We start from the raw sequence: 22,600 nt of genomic DNA, 5'->3' as shown, positions 1-22,600 counted from the left end.
TGACTGGCACACACACCTTGAATCAAGCCGGGCTGACTTCGGTCAGCAGACCTTGCTTTTCGGGACGTTTGATCACTGCGTAAATCACGCCCGTCACCAAGCTTCCGGCGAGGATGGCGACCAAGTACAGCAGCGCATGGTTGATGGCATTAGGGATCAACAGCACGAACAGCCCACCGTGGGGCGCCAGCAGCTTGGCACCGAAGGCCATGGACAATGCGCCGGTCAACGCCCCGCCCGCGATGCTGGCCGGAATGACCCGCAGCGGGTCTTTCGCAGCAAAGGGGATCGCACCTTCGGAGATGAAGCAGCAGCCCAGCACCAGCGCCGCCTTGCCGGCTTCGCGCTCGGTCTGGGCGAATTTGCGTCGCGCGATCAGCGTGGCGATGCCCATGCCGATGGGCGGCACCATGCCAGCGGCCATGGTGGCGGCCATCGGTGCGTAGCTCTGCGAGGCGAGCAGTCCGACCGAGAAGGCGTAAGCCGCCTTGTTCACCGGCCCGCCGAGGTCGACGCACATCATGGTGCCGAGCAGCAGCCCGAGCAGAATGGCATTGGAGGTGCCCATGGTGTTGAGGAATTCGGTCAGACCTGCAAGCAGCTTGGCCACCGGCGTGCCGACGATGTAGATCATCACGAGGCCCGTCACCAGGCTCGCCAGCAGCGGAATGATCAGGATCGGTTTCAGTGATTCGATACTGGCCGGCAATGGAATCCAGCGGCTGACGGCCTTGGCCGCATAACCGGCGACGAAGCCGGCGATGATCCCGCCGATAAAACCCGCGCCAAGCGTACCGGCCAGCAGACCGCCGATCATCCCCGGCGCCAGGCCAGGGCGGTCGGCGATGGAATAGGCGATGTAACCGGCCAGCAGCGGCACCATCAGTTGGAAGGCCGTTTCGCCACCGATCTTCATCAAGGCGGCGGCCAACGTGCCCTCCTCCTTGAAGGCTTCAATGCCGAAGACGAACGACAGCGCGATCAGCAGACCGCCCGCGACCACCATCGGCAACATGTAGGACACCCCGGTCAACAGGTGTTTGTAGACGCCCGTTTTCTCCCCATTCTGCTCACCACCCGCCTCACTGGCCGCCGCGCCGCCGCTGAACACCGCGCCTTCCTTCAACGCCCGGTCCAGCGTTGCCTCGGGCTGCTTCAGCGCCACGCCGGTGCCACAGCGGAACACCCGCTTGCCCGCGAAACGGGCCATATCCACTTCGATGTCCGCCGCCAGCAGCACCACATCGGCCTCTTCGATGGCCTGAGCTTCGAGCACGTTACGCGCGCCTACCGAACCGCGGGTCTCGACCTGCAGGTCATAGCCTTTGCGCACCGCAGCCTGTTGCAGAGCTTCAGCCGCCATGAAGGTGTGCGCGACGCCGGTCGGGCAAGCGGTGATCGCCACCAGCCTGGGCTTGCCGCTCGCAGGCGTTTCGTCGGCATCATCGGCCTGCTGCAGTTCGGTCGCCGTCTCCGCGGCGCTGCGCAGGAAAGCTTCCGGGTCGAGCAGCGCCTCGGATGGGGTGGACTGGGTGACGCGCTTGCCGACAAAGCGTTGCAAGGCGAGCGGCCCGGTTTTCACCACCACCACCAAATCGGCATCGGCGATTTGCGCCGGTGTGAGCGGCGAGCCGATGGCCTTGGGGTCGAGGACCTCCACGGCGGTCGACCAGCCCAGACGCTGGGCCGCCGCTTCGAGCAAGCGTGACGTCAGCACGCTGGTGACCATTCCGTTGGGGCAGGCCGTGACGATGAGAAGATTCATTCCTTCACCTCTTGTTCGATTTATTGGCTCAGCGGCTGGAGGCGCACTGCGGCTTCGAGCTCGGCCAGTCGGGCCGCGTCGGTGATACCAAAGCCGACCTGCCCGACCGCCTGCGCGGCAATTGCGGTGGCATGCGCAAGGGTGCGCTCGGCGGGCCAGCCCTCCAGCAGGCCGTGGAGCATGCCGGCGAGCAACGAGTCGCCAGCGCCCACGGTACTGACGACCTGAACCTTGGGCGGATGGGCGTGCAGCGCCGCACCCGGCGAAAACCAGCTGACGCCATCGGCGCCCTGCGAAACCACCACGTGCGTGATGCCTTCGGCTTGCAGGCGTCGAGCCTCGGCGGACAGCGCCGACGACCCGTTGAGCGCCATGCCTAGAGCCTCGCCCAGTTCTTCCTCGTTGGGTTTGATCAGCCAGAGCGCAACCGAAAGGCCTTCGCGTAGCGCGGCGCCACTGGTGTCCAGCGCCACGCGCGCGCCGATTCGCTTGAGCCGTTGCAGCAATTCGGTGAACCACTGCATCTCGATACCGCGCGGCAAGCTGCCGGCGACCACCACCAGGTCATGGCCGGGCGCCAACCGCTCGACCCGCCCCAGCAGCTCGGTGCAGTGCGCCTCGTTCACCATCAGCCCTGGACCGTTGATGTCGGTGACCTGCCCGCCCGCTTCGGCCAGCTTGATGTTGCTACGGGTTTCGCCCGGCACGCGGACGAACTCGTCGGCAAAGCGCCGGGCAGCAAACAGCTGTTCGAACGCCTGCAGATTGCCCTCGCCGAGAAAGCCGGTGACAGTCAACCGATGGCCGAGATCGGCCAGCACTTGGGCAACATTCAGCCCCTTCCCGGCCGCGTGTACCTGCAGACATTCACTGCGGTTGACCTCGCCCAGGCGCAGCGCGGGCAGCTGCACAGTCAGGTCGAGGGCAGGATTGAGCGTGACAGTGAGGACGCGGGCCATCAGCAGTGCTCCCCGACGAAGGCGCGGACTTCATGCGCACCGGGCAGCATCAGCGCTTGCTTGGCCAGTTGCTGGCAGGCGGCGAAATCCAGCTCGCGCACCCGCGCCTTCACCAGCGCAATACTGCGCGCCGAAACGCTCAGTTCGTCCACGCCCAGCCCCACCAGCATCGGCACGGCAAGCGCGTCGGCGGCCAGCTCGCCGCACACCCCGACCCACTTGCCATGGGCATGAGCGGCCTCGACGGTCATGCCGATCAGGCGCAACACGGCAGGGTGCAAGCCGTCAGCCTGCCCGGAAAGCGTCGGGTGGCCGCGATCGATCGCCAGGGTGTACTGCGTGAGGTCGTTGGTGCCGATGCTGAAGAAGTCGACTTCCTGTGCCAACACCGGGGCGATCAGCGCGGCGGACGGTATCTCGATCATGATGCCGACCTGCAGATCGGCCACCGGCATTTCTACACGCAGGCGATCGACCATGGCCTTGGCGCTGCGCCATTCCTCGATATTGCCGACCATAGGGAACATGATCCGCAGCGGTCGCCCGTCCGCCGAGGCGAGCAACGCCCGAAGCTGGGTTTCGAGGATGTCCGGGCGCTGCAGGCTCAGGCGAATGCCGCGCACGCCAAGGAAGGGGTTTTCCTCAGCGGGCATCGGCCAGTACGGCAACGGTTTGTCGCCGCCGACATCCAGGGTTCGCACCACCAGCGGACGGCCTTCGAGCGCTTCCAGCACGCGGCGGTATTCGGCTTCCTGGGTGGCCTGATCCGGCGCTTGGGAATGATTCATGAACACCAGTTCAGTACGCAGCAGGCCGATGCCCTCGGCGCCCATCGCCACGGCTTCCGGCGTCTCGCCGGCCGCGCCGATGTTGGCGGCGACTTCCACCGGATGGCCATCGCGGGTCACAGCCGGCTCCAGCCGCCGCTCGTTCGCCAGACGCTTGCGTTCCTCTCGGGTCGCGCGCTCGCTGCGGGCCTGATCGAGCTGGGCGTCGGTTGGCGCGACCAGCAGCTCACCGCGCTCACCGTCGAGCAGCACCAGGGTATTGGGCGCCAGCCCGAGCACTCCCGGCCCGGCGCCGACGATGGCGGGAATACCCAGCGCGCGGGCGATGATCGCGCTGTGCGACGTAGCGCCGCCGCCAGCGGTGAGGATGCCGGCGACGCGCTGGGCATTGAGCGTGGCGACGTCCGAGGGCGCTACCTCGTCCATCACCAAGATGTAGGGTTCGTCCGGTGCCTGCTCGGCTTCGACACCGGTCAGACAGGCCAGCACGCGGCGACCCACATCACGCAGGTCCGCAGCGCGCTCGGCCAGCAGCTTGTCGTGCAGGGCTTCCTGTTGCTGCGCTGCGTTGTCGATTTCCTCCATCCAGGCTGCTTCGGCGCTCAAACCCTTTTGCAAGCGCACCTGGACTTCTTCGCGTAGCGCCGGGTCTTTTAGCATGGCCTGGTGAGTGGTGAAGATGTCGCGGATGCTGGCGACCTGGCTTTCCTTGATCAGCGTGCCGATTTCCGCATGAACCTTGTCCAGCGCGGCATCCAGCCGCTGCAGTTCAGCTGCCGGCGACTCGCCGCGTTTCGGGTAATCAATTACCTGCGGTTTGCGCACCAGCACCGGACCGATGGCGATACCCGGCGACGCCGCGATGCCGTTCACCTGCTCACCGGCGCGCAGCGCGGCCTGCTCGATGGTTGACGCTGCAGGGCCCTCGGTGATCTCGAACGGCTCGCTTGCGTTCCCCGCGACCGGTAGCGGTTCGATCTCTTCGCCCAAGCCTTCCTCGACAGCGCGCACCAGCGCCGGCAGCGCATCGTCGGCAATGCCGGGCTCGGCCATGAATTCCAAAACCTGACCGCGCTGCGCGCCCATCGCCAACAGTTTGCTCAGGCTCTTGACCGACACGCCGGCATTTTCGCTGCCAGCCTGACGGACGCGAATCTCTCCCTCGAAGGACTGGGCAATTTCAGTGAGCACCTTGGCCGGGCGCGCGTGCAAACCATGGGCGTTGGCCAGCGGCACCTGCGCGCTTGGCCAGTCGGCGGGCACCTCTCCGCCCAGGGCTTCGAGCACCGTGCGGCTGGAAGTCGCCTGACTAAGCTCCTGCCCGCGGCCTTCGATCAGCAGGTTGCACAGCCGCTCAAGCATGGCCTGATGCGCTTCGCCGAGACTGGCCAGTACGAACAACCCCTTCAGCGGTTGGCCAACGTGGTCCAACGTCGAGGCGGGTGTGACGAATGCCAATCCCGGGCTTTGCACTGCCTGTTCACTGCTCAGCCACCACAGACCGTCGCCCAGCGGCAACGCCTGACCGAGCGGCAGGCTGGCGTTGAATCCGGGCTCGACGCATTGCGCGCGCTTGAGCAGTTTGACGCCCTGCCACGCCAACTCATCAAAGTCGTCGGCGGCAACGCCCAGCCCCACCAGCTCGCCATCCAGCGCCAATGCCTGTGGCGCGCCTTGCAAGAGATCGATGATGGCTTCGGGGCTCTGCGCGTTCTGCAGCGCATCGCTCAGATCACCCTCCCCCAGCGCTCGGGTCAACAGCTGCAGCAGCCGCAGGTGCTCATCCGAACGCGCTGCGATGCCAATGGCGAGATACACCTGCTGACCGTTGCCCCAATCGACCCCCGCCGGAAAGTGCAGCAGCCGCACGCCGGTGGTGAACACCTGATCACGAGTCTCCGGCGTGCCGTGGGGAATCGCGATGCCCTGACCGAGAAAGGTCGAGCCCTGCGCTTCGCGCGCGCGCAACCCATCGAGGTAACCGGGCGCCACCAGGCCGTCGGCGACCAGCACCTCGCCCAGCAGAGCCAGCGCCGCGGGCTTATCTGCTGCGGCTTGATGCATGTGGATGTGCTGTGCATTCAACTCAAGCATGGGAGAACTCCTGCGGGGCTCGCGATTGTTGTGGCCGACGGCTGCGCCGGCATTGCCCGAATCCTGGGCTGGCGCTTCAGACCTAAAGGCTGCTGAAACGTTTCACCTAAGGCTGGCACATTACGCAATATTGGGTAATTCTAGAAGCCCGATTTCATACCACCCGTCTCAGGACCCTCTGTTTGAAACTGACCGACATCGCCCGCCTTGCCAACGTTTCGGTAACCACGGCCAGCTACGTGCTCAACGGCAAGGCCGCTCAGCGGCGGATCAGCGCGACCACGGTCGAACGGGTGATGGCTGTGGCAGAACAGCAGGGTTTTCAGCTCGACCAGCAGGCGGCTGGCCTGCGTCGAGGGCAGTCGCGCACCCTGGGCTTCGTTGTTCCGGATCTGGAAAACCCCAGTTATGCACGCCTGGCCAAGCTGCTGGAGCAGCGGGCACGTCAGCGCGGCTACCAGCTGCTGATCGCCGGAACCGATGACGAGCCGGACACCGAGCGCCAGGTCATTCAACTGCTGCGCTCGCGCCGCTGCGATGCCTTGATCGTCGCCAGCTGCCTGCCAGAGGACGACGCCAGCTATCAAAAACTGCTCGCCGCAGGCCTACCGGTAATCGCCCTCGACCGGGCGTTGGATGCCGAGCGTTTTTGCTCGGTGGTCAGCGCCGACTGTGAGGCGGCGGTGCAATTGACCCGCTCGCTGCACCTCCCGACCACCGCCCACATCGCATTGATCAGTGCACGGCCAGCCCTGCGGATCAGCCAGCAGCGCGAGGAAGGTTTCCATCGCGCCTTGGCTAGTCATTCCGGTCAGGTCAGCGTGCTGCGGGCCGAGCAATTCAGCCGCGCGTGTGGGCGGCAGCAGATGCTCACCCTGCTCGATGAAGGGCCGCTACCTGACGCCCTGATCACCACCGCCTACGTGTTGCTCGAAGGCGTCTTCGATGCGCTGCGCGAGCGTGATTTGTTGTGGCCGGACAATCTACAACTGGCCACCTTCGGCGATGCGCAATTGCTGGACTTCCTGCCAATCAAGGTCAACGCGATCTCGCAGCAGCACGAGCAGATCGCCGAGCAAGCGCTAAGCCACGCAATCCGCGCCATCGAGCAAAGCGACTACCGCCCCGGCGTTATCGCCATCGAGCGGGTCCTAAAACTGCGCCGTCACTGACGCCCCTTGCGGGCGCCGACGCGCTGGCGGAAGCTTGTCGCCTTTCAACGAGCCGCCCTAGCCCAGATGAACATCGAACAGATCACCCAACGTCTGCACGCGATCCGCGATCAGAACGACTGGCAGCGTTATCACAGCCCGAAAAACCTTGCGATGGCCGCCAGTGTGGAAATGGCCGAGCTGGTGGAAATCTTCCAGTGGCAGACCGAAGATGAGTCGCGTCAGCTGCCAAGCGACAAGCTCGAGCACGTCGGTCAAGAGGTTGGCGACATCCTCATGTACCTGCTGCTGATGTGCAGCGAACTGGGCATCGACATGGAGCAGGCCTTGCTGGCCAAGCTCGCCGACAACGAGCGGCGGTTCGCCCCATGAGCGACCGACATTTCGACGAACTGGCGACGCGCTTCGCCGAGAAAATCTACGGTGGCGCCAAGGGCGCGATCCGGCTTGCGGTGCTGCAGGCGGATCTCACCGAGGTACTGCCAGAGCGGCCCTTGCGCATTCTGGATATCGGTGCCGGCCTCGGTCACATGAGCCTGTGGCTGGCGCAGCAGGGCCATCAGGTGACGCTGACCGAACCCGCCGAACCCATGCTCGAAGGCGCGCGCAAGCAGTTCGCCGAAGCAGGCCAGGCCGGTACTTTTATTCAGGCGCCCTGGCAGGATGTGGAAAGCCAGGTCGAGGGCCGCTTCGATCTGGTCATCTGCCACGCCGTGCTGGAATGGCTGGCCGAACCGCAGGCGATCCTGCCGGTGCTGCGCCGCCTGATCACCGAAGACGGCTGGCTATCGCTGGCCTTCTACAACCGCGATGCGCTGATCTATCGCAATTTGCTCAAGGGCCATTTCAAGAAGCTGCGCACCCAGACCTACGCTGGCGAGCGTCAGAGCCTGACCCCGCAACAGCCGCTCGACCCGCGCGAACTGGCGGCGCAACTCGCACCGCACTGGCAGGTCGAATCAAGCAGTGGCGTGCGCGTATTCCATGACTACATGCCCGCCGATTTCCAGGCACGCACCGAGCCCTCCGAGCTGATCGAGATGGAACTGGCCTACCGCCGCCATCCGACCTTCGCCGGCCTTGGGCGTTACCTGCACTGGTTGTGTCGGCCGCGCTGAGCCGACCGGGAGGCCCCGATGTCTATCCGCCCTGCGTTGCCCCTGTTTTACTCGCTGCTTGGATTGAGCCTCGCGGCATGCCAGGGCAGCAACCCGTACACCAACGACTCTGCACCGATTCCACCGGCACCGCCCATCGAGCGCATTCAGTCACCTACTTACCCGGCGGCACCGCAGGACTTTTCCAGCTACCAGAACTGGAGCTGGCGCAAAGTTCCGGCGGGGACGGCTTCGCTGGGTGCCGAAGAGCTGCAGGAGATGATCTCCGGCGCGCTCGATCAACGCGGCTTGCGCCCGGCCCCAACCGGCGCCAAGGGCGATGTGCAGATCAGCGCCAGCGCACAGATGGAGACGCGCGTGCGGCAGGTCTACGATGATTATGGCCCCCGAGTAGCCGTCGGTGCCGGGCGCTATGGCGGCTACGGCCCGGGGTACAACACCGGTTATGGCTTTGGCGGCAGCACCCCGGTGGTACGCAACTACGAAGAAGAGGTAGTCACGGTGCGTATAGAAATGATCGACAGCGCTTCAGGCCAGACGGTGTGGAGCAATCGCGCCGAAGCCCGCAGTGGCGCGAATCAGGCCGAACGCAAGGACGCTGCGCGAGAAGCCGTGAAGCGGGCCCTCGCCGATTATCCGCCGCGCTGAGACTGCGTCATTTACGTAAGGAGAACCGAGATGCTCCGTTCACTGCTGATGCTGCCCCTGCTGCTTGTGCTGGCTGCCTGCCAGAGCACCCAGCTGCAACGCGACTTCGACCCGCAGCGCGACTTTTCCGCCTACCGTACCTGGAGTTGGAAAGAACCGGCCCTGCAGTACCGGCCCGATGATCCCCGCATCAAGAGCGACCTGACCGAACAGCGCATTCGCAGCGCAGTGAGCGAACAGCTGGACCAGCGCGGCCTGCGCCAGGCAGGGTCAGGCGCGCAACCGGATCTGTTGGTTCAGGCCTGGTTTCTCGTCGATGAGCGCAGCCAGCAATACACCACCTCGTCGATCGGCGCCTGGGGCGGTCCCTGGCACGGTTACTGGGGTGGCCCGGTGATTGCCGACACCCGCACCATTCACTATCAGGTCGGCACCTTGCAGCTGGATCTGTACGACGCTGACGACGGCAAACTGGTGTGGCGCGGGAGTGCAGAACAGGTCCTGCGTGACAACCCCGGCAGCCCTCAGGAGCGGGCGGGGATGTTCCGCGAAACCGTCAACAAGGTTCTCTCACAATACCCGCCGCGCTAGCATTGTCGGCTGGCTTCCATTCAACCCGCCGTCATGGCGGGTTTTTATTTCGTTTTCGGAGACATTCGCATGCCTGTCGCAGCCTGGTGGCTTCTCGTGATGCTCTTGATTGCCGGGGCCTTTCTGCCCTTACAAGCCGGCATCAATGGACAGGTCGCCAAGCAGTTCGGCAGCGTCATGGGCGCGGCAATGCTCTCCTTTGCGGTGGGCACCGCGGCGCTGATCTGCGTCGTGTTGTTCCAGCGAGACATGCCGGGCGCCCAGGCGCTACGCGGACTCAATTGGTATCACTGGTGCGCCAGCCTGCTGGGCATGTTCTTTATCGCCACGGCCGCCTTTGCCGGACCGCGCATCGGTGCGCTGCTGTTCATGGCGTTGGTGCTGGCCGGGCAGCTGGGCATGGCGTTGTTGCTGGATCATTTCGGCTGGGCAGGCTTTCGCCAGTCGTCAATCAGCCTGGGCAAACTAGGCGGGCTGGCGCTGATTGTCGCGGGTGTGTGGATGATCCGCCGCGGCTGAGCGGCGGCGGTCGATCTATTGACGTTCGAAGGCGTAGAACAGGTTCGGCTCGCTGACCAGATACAGACCGCCACGGTCGTCAAAGGTCATGCCTTCAGCCTGAGGCACGCTCTTGTCGAGACCGGCGAAGCCGCTCCACAGTGAGCGGAAGCTGACCAGTTCACCCTCACCGTCGAGCTCGAGCATCATCTTCGCTTCGTCACTGAGCAGCACCAGATGGCCGGTGCGCTGGTCGTAGTGCACCGAGGCGAGATCGCTGGCCATGTCCTTGTCTTCGATCCAGGCCTCGCGGTCGATGATGTTCAGATTCAGCTGTCCGTTGAAACTGGCCTTGATGCCCTGAATTTCGTAGAGCTTGCGTGGCGAGTGTTCTTTCACCACGAACAGCCGGTCACCGGCACGGTCGTAGCCCAACCCCTCGAAACCCTCATTTTCCGCGGCGCCGATCGACAGCGAAACAGCGGCGTAATCTTCCCGCACCAGCTCACCGGGCTGCGTGGGGACGGGCAGGATCACGATCGACTGGCTGCGCTCTTCGGCAACCGCCAGCAGGTTGTCACCCAGGTAGGTGACCGCCTCGACATCGACGAAACCCTTGAGCGGATAACGGGCGATGAATTCGCCATCAAGGTCCAGCGCGATCAGCTCTTCGGGGTTGTTCACCACGGCCCATAGCTGGTTGCGCTGCTCATCGAAGGTCAGCCCGGAGAGGTTGTTGCTGACCGTCGCCACCGGCTTTGCCTCGACCCGCACCTGATATTCGGGCAACCAGAGGCTGCGCGCCTGGTGCGTCTCTGCATGCCAGGCTGACTGCAGCGCATAGAACACACGCTCATCGAGATGAAAGGTGGCAACGGTGTGCAGCAGACCGGCCGCCAACATTCCCAACGCCCAAACCTGCGGACGAGCATCGGGCCACCAACGTGGGCGGGTACTGGTAACAAGCGGCATCGTCTTTCTCTCGTGGGGTGCTAGCGAGGTAGCCTGATCGGGAAGGGTTGCAATTGCATGACGGTGCGCACTGCAGCGACGATCAGCCTGCTACTGACCCACCACCGCAGTGCCGGTTCAATCTCAACGCCGGGAACTGCCACACCATTTGACAGCCCAAGGGACCTAGGGAACGGCTGCGCTTGCGGTCGTGGATCGACAAGCAGGAGTGCAATATGCAGGTGGAAAGCTTTTTCGAATGGTTGGGCCAGGCGCTCGGCACCGTGATCCGTTACATCGTCGATGCACTCAGTGGTTTTTTCGGACTGTTCGCCGATGCGGGGGCCAATTTTCTTGAGGGTCTTTCGCGCACCCTGGGCATGGACCGCTCGCTGATCAGCCTCATTGCACTGGCCATCGGCCTGATGCTGCTGGTCGGCGCCTTTCGCGCCTTTTTCCGCCGTTCGATCATCGCTGGGGTGATCTATCTGTTTCTGGGCCTCTGGCTGTTGAGCTGGTTGATTCACTGAGCAATCGGTAGCGCCCTGAGCCCCCAATCCCCAGCCCAAACACGCCATCACCTCATCGCTCGGCTGCGCTCCGGACCCTCGCGACGTATCATGTCCGGCTGTTCTGGAGCTCTTCATGTCACGGTTATTGACCGCCTGGCAGCACGCCCCCACCCATAAGCGGGTCTGGGCGCTGGCTGCGCCAATGATTCTGTCCAACCTCTCGGTGCCGCTGGTGGCGCTGGTAGACAGTGCCGTCATCGGCCACCTGCCGCATGCTCACCAACTGGCTTCGGTCGCCGTCGGCGGCAGCCTGTATACGCTGCTGGTATGGGTCATGGGCTTTCTGCGCATGGGTACGACCGGCTTCGCCGCCCAGGCCGCCGGCCGCGAGGATGGCGGCGCGCTGCGCCAGGTGTTGCTGCAGGGGTTATTGCTGGCGCTGGGCTTCGCCCTGCTGTTGAGCCTGGTCGCCCTGCCACTCAAAGGCTACGCACTGCAGCTCATGCAGCCCTCGGCCGAGCTGGACAGCCTGGCACAAGCCTATTTTCACACCCGCCTGTTCGGTCTGCCCGCAGCCCTGGCGAGCCTGGCGCTGATCGGCTGGTTTCTCGGCACCCAGAATGCCCGCGCGCCACTGGCCATCCTGCTGACGACGAACCTGATCAACGTCGCGCTGGATCTGTGGTTCGTCATCGGGCTGGAGTGGGGCGTGGCCGGCGCGGCACGCGCCTCGGTCATTGCCGAATGGAGTGGCGTGCTGGTCGGCCTCGTACTGACCCGCGGTGCGCTGTTGCGTTACCCCGGACGTCTGGACCGCCGCGCGCTGCGCCTGTGGGCCAGTTGGCGACCGCTGATGTCCGTCAATCGAGACATCTTTCTTCGCTCACTGGCGCTGCAGCTGGTGTTTTTTCTGGTAACCGTTCAGGGGACGCGACTCGGGGATGCCACGGTAGCGGCCAACGCCTTGCTGTTGAACGGTTTGATGCTCACGGCGCACGCGCTCGACGGTCTGGCGCACGCCGTCGAGGCGCTCAGTGGGCATGCCATCGGCGCGCAGAATCGCACTGAGCTGCGCCGCATTCTGACCGTTGCAGGTGGCTGGTCGCTGCTGGCAAGCCTGGCCTTCGGGCTGTTTTTTCTGTTCGGCGGTGAGTTGTTCATAAACCTGCAGACCGACATCCCTTCGGTGCGCGACACCGCCACGACTTACCTCCCCTATCTCGCCGCGCTGCCCCTGGTTGCGGTCTGGAGTTACCTGCTGGACGGCTTGTTCATCGGCGCCACCCGCGCGCGGGAAATGCGAAACGCCATGCTGCTTGCCGTTCTGATTTCGCTACCATTGGGCTGGCTGCTGCGTGGTATGGGCAATCACGGATTGTGGATGGCCTTCCTCGCCTTCATGCTCCTGCGGGGCCTGTGTCTGGGAAGCATCGCCAGACGCCTGCAACGCCAAGGGCAGTGGTTCGCTTCGATCCATGCGACGCCAGCTGTCACCGCCACAGCGCAACAACCCTAACCAAAGGACCTTCAGAAAATGGCCTATGCCGTCGCCGCCTACCTGCACTTCGTGGCGATCTTCCTGCTGTTCTCTTTGCTGGTGCTCGAGCACCAGCTGTTCCGCCTGCCGCTGAACTTCAAGCGCGCGCGCAGCCTGTTTCGCGTGGATCTGGCCTTCGGTATCGCGGCCGGTCTGGTATTGCTGACCGGCGCTGCGCGGGCGATGCGCTACGGCAAAGGGCTGGACTACTACCTCAACAACAGCTTCTTTCACGCCAAGGTCGGCTTGTTCGTCGCCGTCGCGCTGCTGTCGATCTACCCCACCGTGACCTTCCTCAAATGGCGCCCGGCACTGAAGGCCGGGCAAGTCCCGTCCATCAGCCCCTCAACGGCACGCTGGGTGAAGACGGTGATACGCATCGAGCTGTTGGCCCTGTTGCTGATTCCTCTGCTGGCGACCTTTATGGCGCGCGGGCTGGGCGTGATCCCTCAGTAGGTGTGAACCGCTTGGCCGCCTGGCCAATTCCAGCGCGTGGAGAGTGACTGCAAGGCCCACCGGGGAACATCGGCGAAACGCTTCGAAAACGATTCCGGACAGCGACTGTCGACTCAAGACTGCGGCGCGGCAGTTCATACGCCCGCACTACCCGACGGAGCCGAGCCGATGACCGAACGCCTGACCCTAAAGCCCCTACCTTTCAATCCCGACTTCGAGCAGGTGCCGGATGACGAGTCCGAAACCATTTCCGGCCTGATTCAGGCGATGCGCGACATCGCCGAGACGACCTTTGCTGACGGCGGCCATGCCATTCGTAGCGTGCATGCCAAGAGCCACGGCTTGTTGCAGGGCGAACTCGAGGTTCTGCCTGATCTGCCTGCGGAACTGGCCCAGGGTGCGTTCGCCAAACCAGGCAAAATGCCGGTGGTGATGCGCTACTCGACCAATCCGGGCGACATTCTTGATGACAAGGTTTCGACTCCGCGCGGGCTGGCGATCAAGCTCATCGGCGTCGAGGGCGAACGCCTGCCCAACAGCGACGGCGCGGTCACCCAGGACTTCGTCATGGTCAACGCGCCGGCATTTATGGTGCCGACACCCAAGGACTTCCTCAAGTCGGTGAAGCTAATCGCCAAGACCACCGACCGTGCGCCCCGTGCCAAGCAGGCGCTGTCTGCCGCCCTGCGCGGCGCCGAGAGCCTGGTGGAAAAAGTCGGAGGGGAAAGCGCAACGCTCAAGGGCTTGGGCGGTCACCCCACCACAAACCTGCTTGGGGAAACCTACTACAGCGTGGTCCCAATCCTTTACGGTCGCTATTTCGCCAAGCTTTCGCTGGTCCCGGTATCCCAAGGGCTGAAGGCCTTGACCGACCAACAGGTCGACCTGAAGGACAAGCCGAACGGCCTGCGCGAAGCGATCAGCGATCACTTCGCGCAGCAGGGTGGCACCTGGGAGCTGCGCGTTCAGCTGGCCACCGACATCGAGCAGATGCCCATCGAGGATGCCAGCGTGGTCTGGCCGGAAGAACTCAGTCCGTATGTCACCGTCGCACGGCTCGAGGTGCAGCCGCAGTCCGCCTGGAGCGATGCCCGCGCGGCCGTGGTGGATGACCAGATGTCCTTCAGCCCTTGGCACGGTCTCGCGGCCCATCGCCCACTCGGCGGCATCATGCGCTCGCGCAAGCCGGCCTACGAAATGTCTTCGGAGTTTCGCGCACGCCACAACGGCTGCCCGATGCATGAGCCAACATCACTGGATCAGCTGCCGAGCTGATTTTACCCAGCGCTGATGACCACGCCCCGCCTGGGTTGCCGGGGCGTGGTCACATCAGGCCCACAGTGTCTGACCCTTGCCTTCACTGCTGAATGTTCACTGCCCTGACTCAAGACCGCTCGACTGCGGGATACACCGGCCAGCTGTCACAGACTCGATGGCTAAACCAGCCCTGGCCCCCGGCTGCCTCTGGCGCTATGGTCGGCACATCGACATCCAGGGACGAACCATGGCCGCCAAATCCAGCAACACCCGTCAGCAGATTCATCTTGCCGTGCTCATCGACGCCGACAATGCCCCCGCCGCCATCGTCGAAGGGTTGTTCGAGGAAATTGCGAAGTATGGCGTCGCCAGCGTCAAGCGCATCTACGGCGACTGGACCAAGCCGAACCTGGGGAGCTGGAAAAAAGTCCTGCTCGACTATTCGATCCAGCCCATTCAGCAATTCGCCTACACCTCAGGCAAGAACGCCACTGACAGCTCACTGATCATCGACGCGATGGACCTGCTGTACACACGACGCTTCGACGGATTCTGCCTGGTGTCCAGCGACAGCGATTTCACTCGGCTGGCCGCCCGCCTGCGCGAGGAAGGCCTGACCGTGTATGGCTTTGGGGAACAGAAGACGCCTTCGCCTTTCGTGTCCGCCTGCGACAAGTTCATCTACACCGAAATCCTCCGCGCCGACGCGCCCAAGTCCTCGCAGGAGCCGCCGGGCAACGGCGACAAGCCCCCTGCTCCGATGTCCACGGACAAGAACGACGACGCCAAGAGCAGCGACAAGAGCAGCCAGGTCAAAGCGCAGAAGGCGCCGGTGGAGTTCATCGCCAAAGTGCTGAGCGACATTGCCGATGATGAAGATGACTGGGTGCAGCTCGGCGAACTAGGCTCCAACATCAGCAAGCTCCGTCCCGCCTTCGACCCGCGCCTGTATGGCTTCAAGAAACTGAGCGACCTGATCAAATCCCATCCAAAGCGTTTCGAACTGGAGGCGCGAGGCACTACCTCCACCGGCGGCAAGGCGCTGTATGCCCGGAATCTCAAGTCGCAAAAATAGCCGCGACTGAACGAGACCAACTTGTGCAACCAAATCGGCGTGCAGCACCGAACCCTCACCCATCGGACCCTTCTAAGCAGACATCGACTTCCCGGAGGTTTCCATGACCAAGGCACTGCTCACTACCCTAGGTTTAGCCCTTTGCGCTCCCGTTGCGTTTGCCCAGACACCCAAGCCCGAGGTGATCACTCACCTCAACGGCCTGGATATCGAGATCAGCGCCATGGGCGTGCCGACCTCCACCACCGAGGCGGGCGGTGAGCTGGTGGGGATTCGGGCGGTTAAAGTCATGAACAACACCGGTGATACCGTAACCTGCGAATTTCACGTATCGGACGACGCCAGGGCGGACACCTCCGCCCCACCCGTTTTCACCGTGAGCCCTAACACCCAGCGCGTTGAACGGGTGCCGGGCGAATACTCCCCCGACCAACCGTTTGCCGAGCTGACCTGCCGCAACGCCTCGCGAAGCATCGGAACACCAACAGCCGTACCCTCCAGCGAGCCTGACGCCGAGCCCACGAACGTCCCACAACCGCGTACCGACTCCTCGACGATGAGCGGCACCGAAACGCCAGCCGACCCAACGCGGTCTCGCGAAGGCGCGAGCCGCGATCGTTGATCCGAACCTCTCAAAGGATGCGCCTGCCAACGTTGGGCGCATCGACTGTCAGGCACTGCCGTTAGGTTGCCGCTCGAGATTTCCAGCGGCTGGCGATCAGGAGCTTCGGCGCCCCTAACGGCGCTCTTCGCGGATAAAGGGGATACCCAGCGCGCCCGGCTGATTGCCGCTGATGTTCTTGCCGCTTGCCACCCAGATCATCACCGCCAGGGTTACGGCATAAGGCGTCATCAGCACGAAGTACTGCGGCAGGCGTACCCCTGCGGCCGCGAGCTGCGGGATCAGCGCCTCGATGCAACCGAACAGCAGCGCACCGGCCAACGCCTTCCACGGTGACCAGCGCGCGAAGATCACCAGCGCCACGGCGATCCAGCCGCGCCCACCGGTCATGTCGGCGATCCACAGCTTGGTACTGAGCACCGAGATATAGCCGCCGGCCAGGCCAATCAGCGCGGAGCCGGCGAGAATCGCCGCCAGCCGATAGCCCATCACTGAAATACCCGCCGCATCAGCCGCCTGCGGGTTCTCTCCGACCGCACGCATCCGCAGGCCGGTAGTGCTGCGCGTCAGAAACGCGACCACCGCGAGCACGATCAGGGGCGTCATGAACACCAGCGGGTTCTGCACGAAGACCTTGCCCAGCAGTGGCAACTCCGACAGCGGCCACAGCTCGATCGCGCCCAGCCCCTTCACCGGCTTGTTGGTCCAGTCCAGCAGCGTGCCGAGCAGCCCGGTGAGCCCCTGACAGAAGAACACCAGCGCCAGCCCGGCGATCACCTGGTTGATCCGCAGCACCAGCACCATCAATGCGAGCAGCAGCGACACCACCGAGGCTGCAACCATGGCCAGCAAAAGGGAGATACCCGGCGTGCCGTAAGCGAGCTGCGCGCCGATGCCCGCCAGCGCGCCGACCAGCATCAGCCCTTCGGCGCCGAGCGCCAGCACCCCAGCGCGCTCGGTGAGAATCAGCCCCAGCGCCGCGAGGGCGAAGGGTACGGCGAAGTCCGGCGTATTGCCGAGCCAGTTGGCGATCATGTCCATCAGCTTTCGCCTCCCTGAACGCGGCGGATACGGTGGCGGATAAAGAAATCCGACGAGGCGACGCAGATCACCAGGATCGCCTGGATCAGCTGCACCATGGAAAAGGGGATCTGATAGAACACCTGCAAACTGCGCCCGGCGACGAACAGCATCGCCATCAGCAATGCCACCACCAGCGCGGCCACGGGATTGTTGCGCGCGAGAAAGGCGATGAGGATGCCGGAGAAGCCGTAGCCCTGGTAGAACGACTGCGTCAGCCGCCCTTCCTGCCCCGCGGTAACGAGAAACCCGGCAATCCCGGCCATGGCGCCGGAAATCAGCACCGTGCCGATGATCATCTTCTGCACCGGCACCCCGACGGCCCCCGCCACTCGGGGATTGGCGTCGACGAAGCGCAGGTACAAACCGGCGCGGGAAATGCCGAGAAACCACAGCGCCAGCAGCGCGACGATCACCGCCAGCGGCACCGCCGCGCTGAAGCCCTCGAACAGTTCGGGCAAGCGCTCGAACGACTGGAACTGCGGCGAATAGGGGAACGAGCTCTTCGGGTCTTTCCAGCTACCGTAGAGCAGGTGCAGCAGGAAGTTGATCGCCAGGTAGTTGAGCATCAGCGTCGAAATGATCTCGTTGACCTTCAGCCGCAGCTTGAGCAGCACCGGCGCCAGCGCCCAGAGCAGGCCACAGAAAATGGCCGCGGCCAGCATCAGCGGCAGGCGCAGCGCGGGAGGGCCGACCTCGAACAGCGAGATCGCCGTGGCACCGATGGCGCCCCAGATCATCTGGCCTTCGAGACCGAGGTTCCAGAATTTGGCGCGAAACGCCATGCACCCGGCCAGGCCGACGAGGATCATCGGCGAGGCCTGAAACAGCACGGCCTTCAGGCTCTGCGCATCGAACACCGTGAGGATGACGAATTCGTTGAGCAGTTCGCCGGCCGGCACCCCGGCGGCGACCAGAATCGCGGCGGAAATGCCCAAGCCGAGCAATAGCGCGAGACCGATGATCAGCGCCTGCCAATGCCAGGCCAACTGCTGACGAATCTCCAAGGTGTAACGACGGGACAGCAACGGCTGTTTCGACTGCTTCGCCACTGACGCAGCCTGGTCCAGCATCACGGGGCGTACCTGCTCATTCATGACCGAACCCCTTCTGCCTGACCCGCTGGATCACTGAGCTTTGGGTGGCCCGCCTCTCCATGACTGACCATTGCCCTGCCGATGGCCTGGCGATCCGCCGGTCGGTCGAACTCGGCGACGATGCGTCCTGCGTTCATCACACCGATGCGGTCAGCCAGCGCCAGCACTTCATCGAGGTCTTCACTGATGACCAACACGGCCGCACCGGCATCGCGGGCCGCCCGCAGGCGCGCATGCACCGCGGCAGTGGCACGTACGTCGAGGCCACGGCTGGGGCTGTGCACCAGCACCAGTTGCGGCTCGCGGGAAAATTCACGGGCAATCACCAACTTCTGCGCGTTGCCCCCGGATAGCAGCGCAGCCTTCTGTTTCAGCGAGCGCACGCCTTGCACGTCGAACCCGGCCACCGCCTCGGCGGCCTCGGCCTCCAGGCGCTTGCGCCGCAGATTGAAGAAAGAACCGTAACGCCCGCTGTGCACCTGCCCGACGCCGAAGTTCTCGGCCACCGACAGCTCGCCGGCCAGGGCCGTGCCGTAGCGGTCAGCCGGGATCGCAGCAATGCGCAGCTGGCGCCGTTGTTCGGGGCTGGCCTGACGCAAGTCACCGAAGCCCGTCAGTTCCAGCGAGCCCTGAAAGGGCTCGGGCAAGCCCATCAGCACATTGGCCAACTCGCTCTGGCCGTTGCCGCCGACACCGGCGATACCGTAGATCTCGCCGGCACGCAGGTTCAGCGTCACGCCATTGAGCGCGCCGCGCCCGCCTAAGCCAGTCGATCTGAGGTCACGCACCTGCAGCCGCACCTCACCCGGTGTCGCCGGCTGGTATTCGCTGGCCGGTGCGGATTCACCCACGGTCAGGCGCACCAGTTCCGGCACCGAGACCGTCTGCGGGTCGAGGGTTTGGATCGTCCGTCCGCCGCGCATCACGGTGACGCGGTCGGCGAAGCGCTTTACATCGCTCATTTTGTGCGTGACCAGAATCACCGCCGCACCCTGGCGAGCAAAGGCGCGCACCGTTTCCAGCAAGCGCTCGGCTTCCTGATCGGTAAGCACCGCCGTCGGCTCGTCGAGGATCAATATCCGTGCACCCGCCAGCAGCACCTTGAGAATTTCCACCCGCTGTTGCTCGGCCACGGAAAGTGACTCGGTGAGCTGGCGCGGGTCGATGGCAAAGCCAAGCTCAGCCGCCTTGTCGCTGATCTTCTGCTCCAACGTCGCCAGGCGTTGGCGATGGCTGCCCGAAAAAGCGTGGTTGCCCGGCCCCTCGGGCAGTGCCAGCTGAATGTTCTCGGCCACGGTAAAGGGCTTCACCAGCTTGAAATGCTGATGAACCATGCCGATGTGGTAGCGACTGGCATCCCGCGGGCCGCTGAGCCGCACCGCGTTGTCATTGATCAACAGCGATCCGCTTTCCGGTGCGTACAAGCCAGCGGCGATGTTCATCAGCGAGGATTTGCCCGCGCCGTTCTCGCCGAGCAGCGCGTGCACTTCGCCCCACTTGGCGGTGAAATCCGCCTGGGACAGGGCCATGAAGCCGTCGAACGACTTGCTGACCCCGGCCAGCTGGATCGCGTTGAGGTTGCTCATTGCTGAGTGATCACTCCCTTGACGAACCAGTCCATCTGCCACAACGCGGGATCGGCCATCACTTCACCGGCGGCAATGCGCTCGGTACCGTCGCGGTCGACCATCGGGCCGGCGTAGATTTTTTTCTCACCTTTGAGCAACTCCTCACGCGCAGCCATGATCTTGGCCTTGTCCGCGTCGGACACCGCCGGGCCGCAGCAGGCCGCATCGGTGCCGCCTTCGGCCATCGACAGCAGCGCGCCGTTTTCCGGTGGCGTCCAGTTGCCGGCGCTGATCTTCTTCAGCTCGGGCGCAAGGAATTTGTCCCAGACCCAGACCGATGAGCAGACGGTGGCGTCCGGGGCGAACTCGCGCATATCGCGGTGGTGGCCGGTGCCGTGCACGCCACGCTCCTGCGCGACGATCTGCGGCGTCGGGCTGTCGACGTGCTGGCCGAGCACGTCAGCACCAGCGTCGATCAGCGCCATGGCGGCGGCGCGCTCCTTGACCGGGTCGTTCCAGGCCCCGGTGTAGACCACGGTGACCGTGGCGTCCGGGTTGATCTGCTGCGCGCCGAGGGCAAAGGCATTGACCGTCCAATTCACCTGACCGAAGGGGTTGGCCGCGACAAAGCCGAGCTTGCCGGTCTTCGACGCCGCGCCCGCTGCCATGCCGCACAGGTACTGGCTTTCGTAGGTGCGTCCGTAGAAGGATTCGAGGTTGCCGCTGTTGGTGGTGCCCGAGCCGTTGAGGAAGGCGACATCCGGATACTTGTCGGCCAGCTCCTTGAAGGTATCCGAATAGCCGAAAGCGGTGCCGATGATGACGTTGGCGCCGCGCTGGATCAGCCGGTCCACCGCCGGGCGGATAGAGGAGGCATTCTCCGGCACGCTTTCGACGTATTGGATCTTGGTATCCAGCTCGGTTTCGAGCTTCTGCCGTGCCTCGTCGAAGGCCTGGGTCCAGCCGCCGTCATTGCGCGGGCTGATGTAGAGCATGGCGATCTTCGCCGGCTTATCGAGGGTCAGCCCCTCATTTTCCTGCGCCGAGGCGACGCCAACAGTCGTCGCCAGGCCGAGAGCCACCGCCGCACACAAGGTCCGTTTCATCTGTTTGAGCATTTTTAGTTTTCCTGAGGGTTGGCACGTCAAAGCATGTGGTTGATGCGAAACACGTTGTCTTCCGGGTCAAGCAGCACCGCCTGATACCAGTGGTAATAGGTCTCGTAGGGCGCCTTGATCAGCGTCGCGCCCATGGCGACGGCGATGGGTACGAGACGCTCGACCTCCTCTTTCGAATCGACGTCGATGTTCAACAGAAACTTGCAGCCGCGGGTGTCGGCGAATTCGTCCAGGTGCAGCAACTCGTACGCCTCAGGCGCATTGAAGCCGATGCAGCTCTTGCCGGTATCCAGCCCGCGAAAGATCGGCGAGGCGATCTCGGGAATGTTCCGGAAGCCGAACAGCTCGCGGTAGAAACCACTCAGCGCCTCGATGTCGCGGGCAAAGACGTTGACGTAAGACAGCGTGCTCATGCGACCTCCAGGCCTTTGCCGAAGGTGGTCTGCTTAACGAACTTGGAGAGCAGGTTGTCGCCGGAGGTGACCGGCGCGTGCCGCGGCGGATTGTCTGCACTGCAGCAGCCTGGCAGGCACTCGATCAGAGCGTCGTAGTTGGGCTGATGGAAGAACACCAGCGACTGGCGCCCGTTGTCGACGGGGCTGTCGGCCGGCGGGTTGACCACCCGGTGCAATGTGGAAATCCACTGATCGTTGGTCCACTGCATCATCAGGTCGCCGATGTTCACGGCGAAGCCGCCTTCGACATACGGTACGTCCACCCAGTCGCCCTCTCGGTTGCGTGCTTGCAGACCGCCGAGGGCGTTGTCCGGCTTGACGATGGTCAGGCTGCCGTAATCGGTATGAGCACCGGCACGCAGCTGACCCGGCTCGACCTCGCCTTTGAGGTCCGGGTAGCTGAGGCTGCGGAACATGCTGATGTGCTTGTCGATCTTGTCATCGAAGTAGCTTTCCGGCAGTTCCAGCGCCAGCGCGAAGATGCGCATCAGCGACTGCGCCAGCTCGCTCATGGCACCAAAGTATTCGCGATAGGCCTGCTCGAACCCTTCGATACCGCTGGGCCAGACATTCGGCGCGAAATGCGGCCCGGCCGCGACGCAGCGGTAGTAGTCCTCAGCGGGCACATCGCTCGGCCCGATGGAGAAGGACTCCTTTAAATCGCCTGGCGCCGCATCTTCGAGCGAATAGGACAGGCTCTCCTCCGCCACCGCGCTGTAGCCGCGCACCATGTCGGGGCTGGGACGGTCGACCTTGCGCTTTTCCGGCAACGGCAAGGCGAAGAACTGCCGCGTCAGCCGCGACACGCGATCGATCAATTCCGTTGGAATCCGGTGGTTGGTGATGACCAGAAAGCCAATGTCACGACAGGCTTGGTCGACGGCCTTGGCTACCTGAGCTTTGCCCTCCGGAGTACCGGAGAAGTACGGCGCCAGGTCGATGATGGGAACGTATTGCAGAGTCATGAATGACGCACTCCTCTGTCGCAAGGCTGAACCTGAGCGCGTCGCCAATGGCGCAGGCGCTTCTCTGTATGTGCGATGCGCCGCCCATTGCACATGGGCGACTGTCGAGGAGAGAGCAGAAAGCGTGCCACCGGATCGATTCGCTTATGGATCAGTGGGTTAGCGTTATGGCGAAGAAAAAACGGATCAAATGGTCCGGTTCGGAGCACTTGGTTTGTGCGCAAAGCACGAAAAGCGGGCGTGAGTCAGCCAGGGGTCGAACAGCAAACCACAT

At 63.9% G+C, this 22,600-nt stretch carries 21 protein-coding genes and 1 pseudogene; 12 read left to right on the top strand and 10 right to left on the bottom strand.

Annotated elements, in window-relative coordinates; translation table 11 throughout:
- Window positions 1-22: 22 nt before the first annotated feature.
- From AAGW23_RS15545 to ptsP, 3 genes are read right to left on the bottom strand one after another with little or no spacing between them, the layout of a single operon-like run.
- A complete protein-coding gene (locus AAGW23_RS15545; protein WP_342407273.1) occupies window positions 23-1,765 on the bottom strand; it encodes a PTS fructose-like transporter subunit IIB in 1,743 nt (580 codons plus the stop codon).
- 20 nt (window positions 1,766-1,785) lie between these two features.
- Window positions 1,786-2,724: a 1-phosphofructokinase gene (gene pfkB / locus AAGW23_RS15540; protein WP_342407272.1), complete on the bottom strand. Its 939-nt coding sequence runs from the start codon at window positions 2,722-2,724 to the stop codon at window positions 1,786-1,788.
- Window positions 2,724-5,606, bottom strand: a complete 2,883-nt coding sequence (ptsP, locus tag AAGW23_RS15535; protein ID WP_342407271.1) for a phosphoenolpyruvate--protein phosphotransferase — start codon at window positions 5,604-5,606, stop codon at window positions 2,724-2,726. The genes pfkB and ptsP overlap by 1 nt, the downstream gene beginning before the upstream one ends.
- A 182-nt stretch (window positions 5,607-5,788) precedes the next feature.
- Here ptsP and cra point away from each other — a divergent pair, with 182 nt between their 5' ends.
- The 6 genes from cra (at window position 5,789) to AAGW23_RS15505 (ending at window position 9,654) form a co-directional block, all read left to right on the top strand.
- Window positions 5,789-6,778, top strand: coding sequence for a catabolite repressor/activator (gene cra / locus AAGW23_RS15530; RefSeq protein ID WP_342407270.1), 990 nt, complete (start codon window positions 5,789-5,791; stop codon window positions 6,776-6,778).
- Between the two features lie 66 nt (window positions 6,779-6,844).
- Window positions 6,845-7,150 (top strand): nucleotide pyrophosphohydrolase, encoded by a 306-nt coding sequence (locus tag AAGW23_RS15525; protein WP_342407269.1) that lies wholly within the window; start codon window positions 6,845-6,847, stop codon window positions 7,148-7,150.
- Window positions 7,147-7,896 (top strand): methyltransferase, encoded by a 750-nt coding sequence (locus tag AAGW23_RS15520; RefSeq protein ID WP_342407268.1) that lies wholly within the window; start codon window positions 7,147-7,149, stop codon window positions 7,894-7,896. The genes AAGW23_RS15525 and AAGW23_RS15520 overlap by 4 nt, the downstream gene beginning before the upstream one ends.
- 18 nt (window positions 7,897-7,914) lie before the next feature.
- On the top strand, window positions 7,915-8,544 hold the full coding sequence (locus tag AAGW23_RS15515; protein ID WP_342407267.1) for a DUF4136 domain-containing protein: 630 nt from the start codon (window positions 7,915-7,917) through the stop codon (window positions 8,542-8,544).
- 30 nt (window positions 8,545-8,574) lie between these two features.
- Window positions 8,575-9,135, top strand: coding sequence for a DUF4136 domain-containing protein (locus AAGW23_RS15510; protein ID WP_342407266.1), 561 nt, complete (start codon window positions 8,575-8,577; stop codon window positions 9,133-9,135).
- 69 nt (window positions 9,136-9,204) lie between these two features.
- Window positions 9,205-9,654 carry a DMT family transporter gene (locus tag AAGW23_RS15505; protein ID WP_342407265.1) on the top strand — a complete coding sequence of 150 codons (450 nt, stop codon included), beginning with the start codon at window positions 9,205-9,207 and terminating at the stop codon, window positions 9,652-9,654.
- A gap of 15 nt (window positions 9,655-9,669) precedes the next feature.
- Here the strand turns inward: AAGW23_RS15505 and AAGW23_RS15500 are convergent, their stop codons facing one another.
- A complete protein-coding gene (locus AAGW23_RS15500; protein ID WP_342407264.1) occupies window positions 9,670-10,605 on the bottom strand; it encodes an SdiA-regulated domain-containing protein in 936 nt (311 codons plus the stop codon).
- 215 nt (window positions 10,606-10,820) lie between these two features.
- Between AAGW23_RS15500 and AAGW23_RS15495 the strand changes: the two genes are divergently transcribed.
- From AAGW23_RS15495 to AAGW23_RS15470, 6 genes and pseudogenes are all read left to right on the top strand, one after another.
- Complete coding sequence (locus AAGW23_RS15495; RefSeq protein WP_045424622.1) at window positions 10,821-11,114, top strand: hypothetical protein; 294 nt, start codon at window positions 10,821-10,823, stop codon at window positions 11,112-11,114.
- A gap of 115 nt (window positions 11,115-11,229) precedes the next feature.
- Window positions 11,230-12,612, top strand: a complete 1,383-nt coding sequence (locus AAGW23_RS15490; protein WP_342407263.1) for an MATE family efflux transporter — start codon at window positions 11,230-11,232, stop codon at window positions 12,610-12,612.
- 18 nt (window positions 12,613-12,630) lie between these two features.
- On the top strand, window positions 12,631-13,089 hold the full coding sequence (locus AAGW23_RS15485; RefSeq protein WP_342407262.1) for a DUF2214 family protein: 459 nt from the start codon (window positions 12,631-12,633) through the stop codon (window positions 13,087-13,089).
- A 168-nt stretch (window positions 13,090-13,257) separates the two neighbouring features.
- A complete protein-coding gene (locus tag AAGW23_RS15480; RefSeq protein WP_342407261.1) occupies window positions 13,258-14,364 on the top strand; it encodes a catalase family protein in 1,107 nt (368 codons plus the stop codon).
- A gap of 229 nt (window positions 14,365-14,593) precedes the next feature.
- Complete coding sequence (locus tag AAGW23_RS15475; RefSeq protein ID WP_342407260.1) at window positions 14,594-15,421, top strand: NYN domain-containing protein; 828 nt, start codon at window positions 14,594-14,596, stop codon at window positions 15,419-15,421.
- 103 nt (window positions 15,422-15,524) lie between these two features.
- Window positions 15,525-15,893, top strand: a pseudogene (locus AAGW23_RS15470) (hypothetical protein); the annotation flags it as partial.
- Window positions 15,894-16,157: 264 nt separating this feature from the next.
- Here AAGW23_RS15470 and AAGW23_RS15465 read toward each other — a convergent pair.
- The 6 genes from AAGW23_RS15465 to AAGW23_RS15440 are packed head-to-tail and all read right to left on the bottom strand — an operon-like array spanning window position 16,158 to window position 22,326.
- The gene (locus tag AAGW23_RS15465; RefSeq protein WP_342407259.1) at window positions 16,158-17,084 is read right to left on the bottom strand and encodes an ABC transporter permease; all 927 of its coding nucleotides are present in this window, start codon (window positions 17,082-17,084) and stop codon (window positions 16,158-16,160) included.
- Window positions 17,084-18,220, bottom strand: a complete 1,137-nt coding sequence (locus AAGW23_RS15460; protein ID WP_342407258.1) for an ABC transporter permease — start codon at window positions 18,218-18,220, stop codon at window positions 17,084-17,086. The genes AAGW23_RS15465 and AAGW23_RS15460 overlap by 1 nt, the downstream gene beginning before the upstream one ends.
- Entirely contained in the window at window positions 18,217-19,806 is a 1,590-nt protein-coding gene (locus tag AAGW23_RS15455) for an ABC transporter ATP-binding protein (RefSeq protein WP_342407257.1), read from the bottom strand. The genes AAGW23_RS15460 and AAGW23_RS15455 overlap by 4 nt, the downstream gene beginning before the upstream one ends.
- On the bottom strand, window positions 19,803-20,906 hold the full coding sequence (locus tag AAGW23_RS15450) for a BMP family ABC transporter substrate-binding protein (RefSeq protein WP_342407256.1): 1,104 nt from the start codon (window positions 20,904-20,906) through the stop codon (window positions 19,803-19,805). Before AAGW23_RS15450 ends, AAGW23_RS15455 begins: the two co-directional genes overlap by 4 nt.
- 26 nt (window positions 20,907-20,932) lie before the next feature.
- Window positions 20,933-21,319 carry a VOC family protein gene (locus AAGW23_RS15445; protein WP_342407255.1) on the bottom strand — a complete coding sequence of 129 codons (387 nt, stop codon included), beginning with the start codon at window positions 21,317-21,319 and terminating at the stop codon, window positions 20,933-20,935.
- The gene (locus AAGW23_RS15440; protein WP_342407254.1) at window positions 21,316-22,326 is read right to left on the bottom strand and encodes an isopenicillin N synthase family dioxygenase; all 1,011 of its coding nucleotides are present in this window, start codon (window positions 22,324-22,326) and stop codon (window positions 21,316-21,318) included. Before AAGW23_RS15440 ends, AAGW23_RS15445 begins: the two co-directional genes overlap by 4 nt.
- Window positions 22,327-22,600 lie beyond the last annotated feature (274 nt).

The organism is Stutzerimonas chloritidismutans (genome assembly GCF_038562055.1).
In the GTDB taxonomy this organism is placed as follows: domain Bacteria; phylum Pseudomonadota; class Gammaproteobacteria; order Pseudomonadales; family Pseudomonadaceae; genus Stutzerimonas; species Stutzerimonas chloritidismutans_A.
Note: the sequence above shows the minus strand (reverse complement) of the source record. Positions and strands in the feature narration are given on the sequence as shown.

Excerpts from the sequence above, each read along its gene's own strand:
- AAGW23_RS15525 (WP_342407269.1), top strand. The coding sequence starts at position 6,845 with ATGAACATCGAACAGATCACCCAACGTCTGCACGCGATCCGCGATCAG.
- AAGW23_RS15460 (WP_342407258.1), bottom strand. The coding sequence starts at position 18,220 with ATGAATGAGCAGGTACGCCCCGTGATGCTGGACCAGGCTGCGTCAGTG.
- AAGW23_RS15490 (WP_342407263.1), top strand. The coding sequence starts at position 11,230 with ATGTCACGGTTATTGACCGCCTGGCAGCACGCCCCCACCCATAAGCGG.
- AAGW23_RS15480 (WP_342407261.1), top strand. The coding sequence starts at position 13,258 with ATGACCGAACGCCTGACCCTAAAGCCCCTACCTTTCAATCCCGACTTC.
- AAGW23_RS15465 (WP_342407259.1), bottom strand. The coding sequence starts at position 17,084 with ATGGACATGATCGCCAACTGGCTCGGCAATACGCCGGACTTCGCCGTA.
- AAGW23_RS15475 (WP_342407260.1), top strand. The coding sequence starts at position 14,594 with ATGGCCGCCAAATCCAGCAACACCCGTCAGCAGATTCATCTTGCCGTG.
- AAGW23_RS15510 (WP_342407266.1), top strand. The coding sequence starts at position 8,575 with ATGCTCCGTTCACTGCTGATGCTGCCCCTGCTGCTTGTGCTGGCTGCC.
- AAGW23_RS15445 (WP_342407255.1), bottom strand. The coding sequence starts at position 21,319 with ATGAGCACGCTGTCTTACGTCAACGTCTTTGCCCGCGACATCGAGGCG.
- AAGW23_RS15500 (WP_342407264.1), bottom strand. The coding sequence starts at position 10,605 with ATGCCGCTTGTTACCAGTACCCGCCCACGTTGGTGGCCCGATGCTCGT.
- AAGW23_RS15455 (WP_342407257.1), bottom strand. The coding sequence starts at position 19,806 with ATGAGCAACCTCAACGCGATCCAGCTGGCCGGGGTCAGCAAGTCGTTC.
- AAGW23_RS15505 (WP_342407265.1), top strand. The coding sequence starts at position 9,205 with ATGCCTGTCGCAGCCTGGTGGCTTCTCGTGATGCTCTTGATTGCCGGG.
- AAGW23_RS15450 (WP_342407256.1), bottom strand. The coding sequence starts at position 20,906 with ATGCTCAAACAGATGAAACGGACCTTGTGTGCGGCGGTGGCTCTCGGC.
- AAGW23_RS15440 (WP_342407254.1), bottom strand. The coding sequence starts at position 22,326 with ATGACTCTGCAATACGTTCCCATCATCGACCTGGCGCCGTACTTCTCC.
- AAGW23_RS15520 (WP_342407268.1), top strand. The coding sequence starts at position 7,147 with ATGAGCGACCGACATTTCGACGAACTGGCGACGCGCTTCGCCGAGAAA.
- AAGW23_RS15485 (WP_342407262.1), top strand. The coding sequence starts at position 12,631 with ATGGCCTATGCCGTCGCCGCCTACCTGCACTTCGTGGCGATCTTCCTG.
- pfkB (WP_342407272.1), bottom strand. The coding sequence starts at position 2,724 with ATGGCCCGCGTCCTCACTGTCACGCTCAATCCTGCCCTCGACCTGACT.
- ptsP (WP_342407271.1), bottom strand. The coding sequence starts at position 5,606 with ATGCTTGAGTTGAATGCACAGCACATCCACATGCATCAAGCCGCAGCA.
- AAGW23_RS15495 (WP_045424622.1), top strand. The coding sequence starts at position 10,821 with ATGCAGGTGGAAAGCTTTTTCGAATGGTTGGGCCAGGCGCTCGGCACC.
- AAGW23_RS15515 (WP_342407267.1), top strand. The coding sequence starts at position 7,915 with ATGTCTATCCGCCCTGCGTTGCCCCTGTTTTACTCGCTGCTTGGATTG.
- AAGW23_RS15545 (WP_342407273.1), bottom strand. The coding sequence starts at position 1,765 with ATGAATCTTCTCATCGTCACGGCCTGCCCCAACGGAATGGTCACCAGC.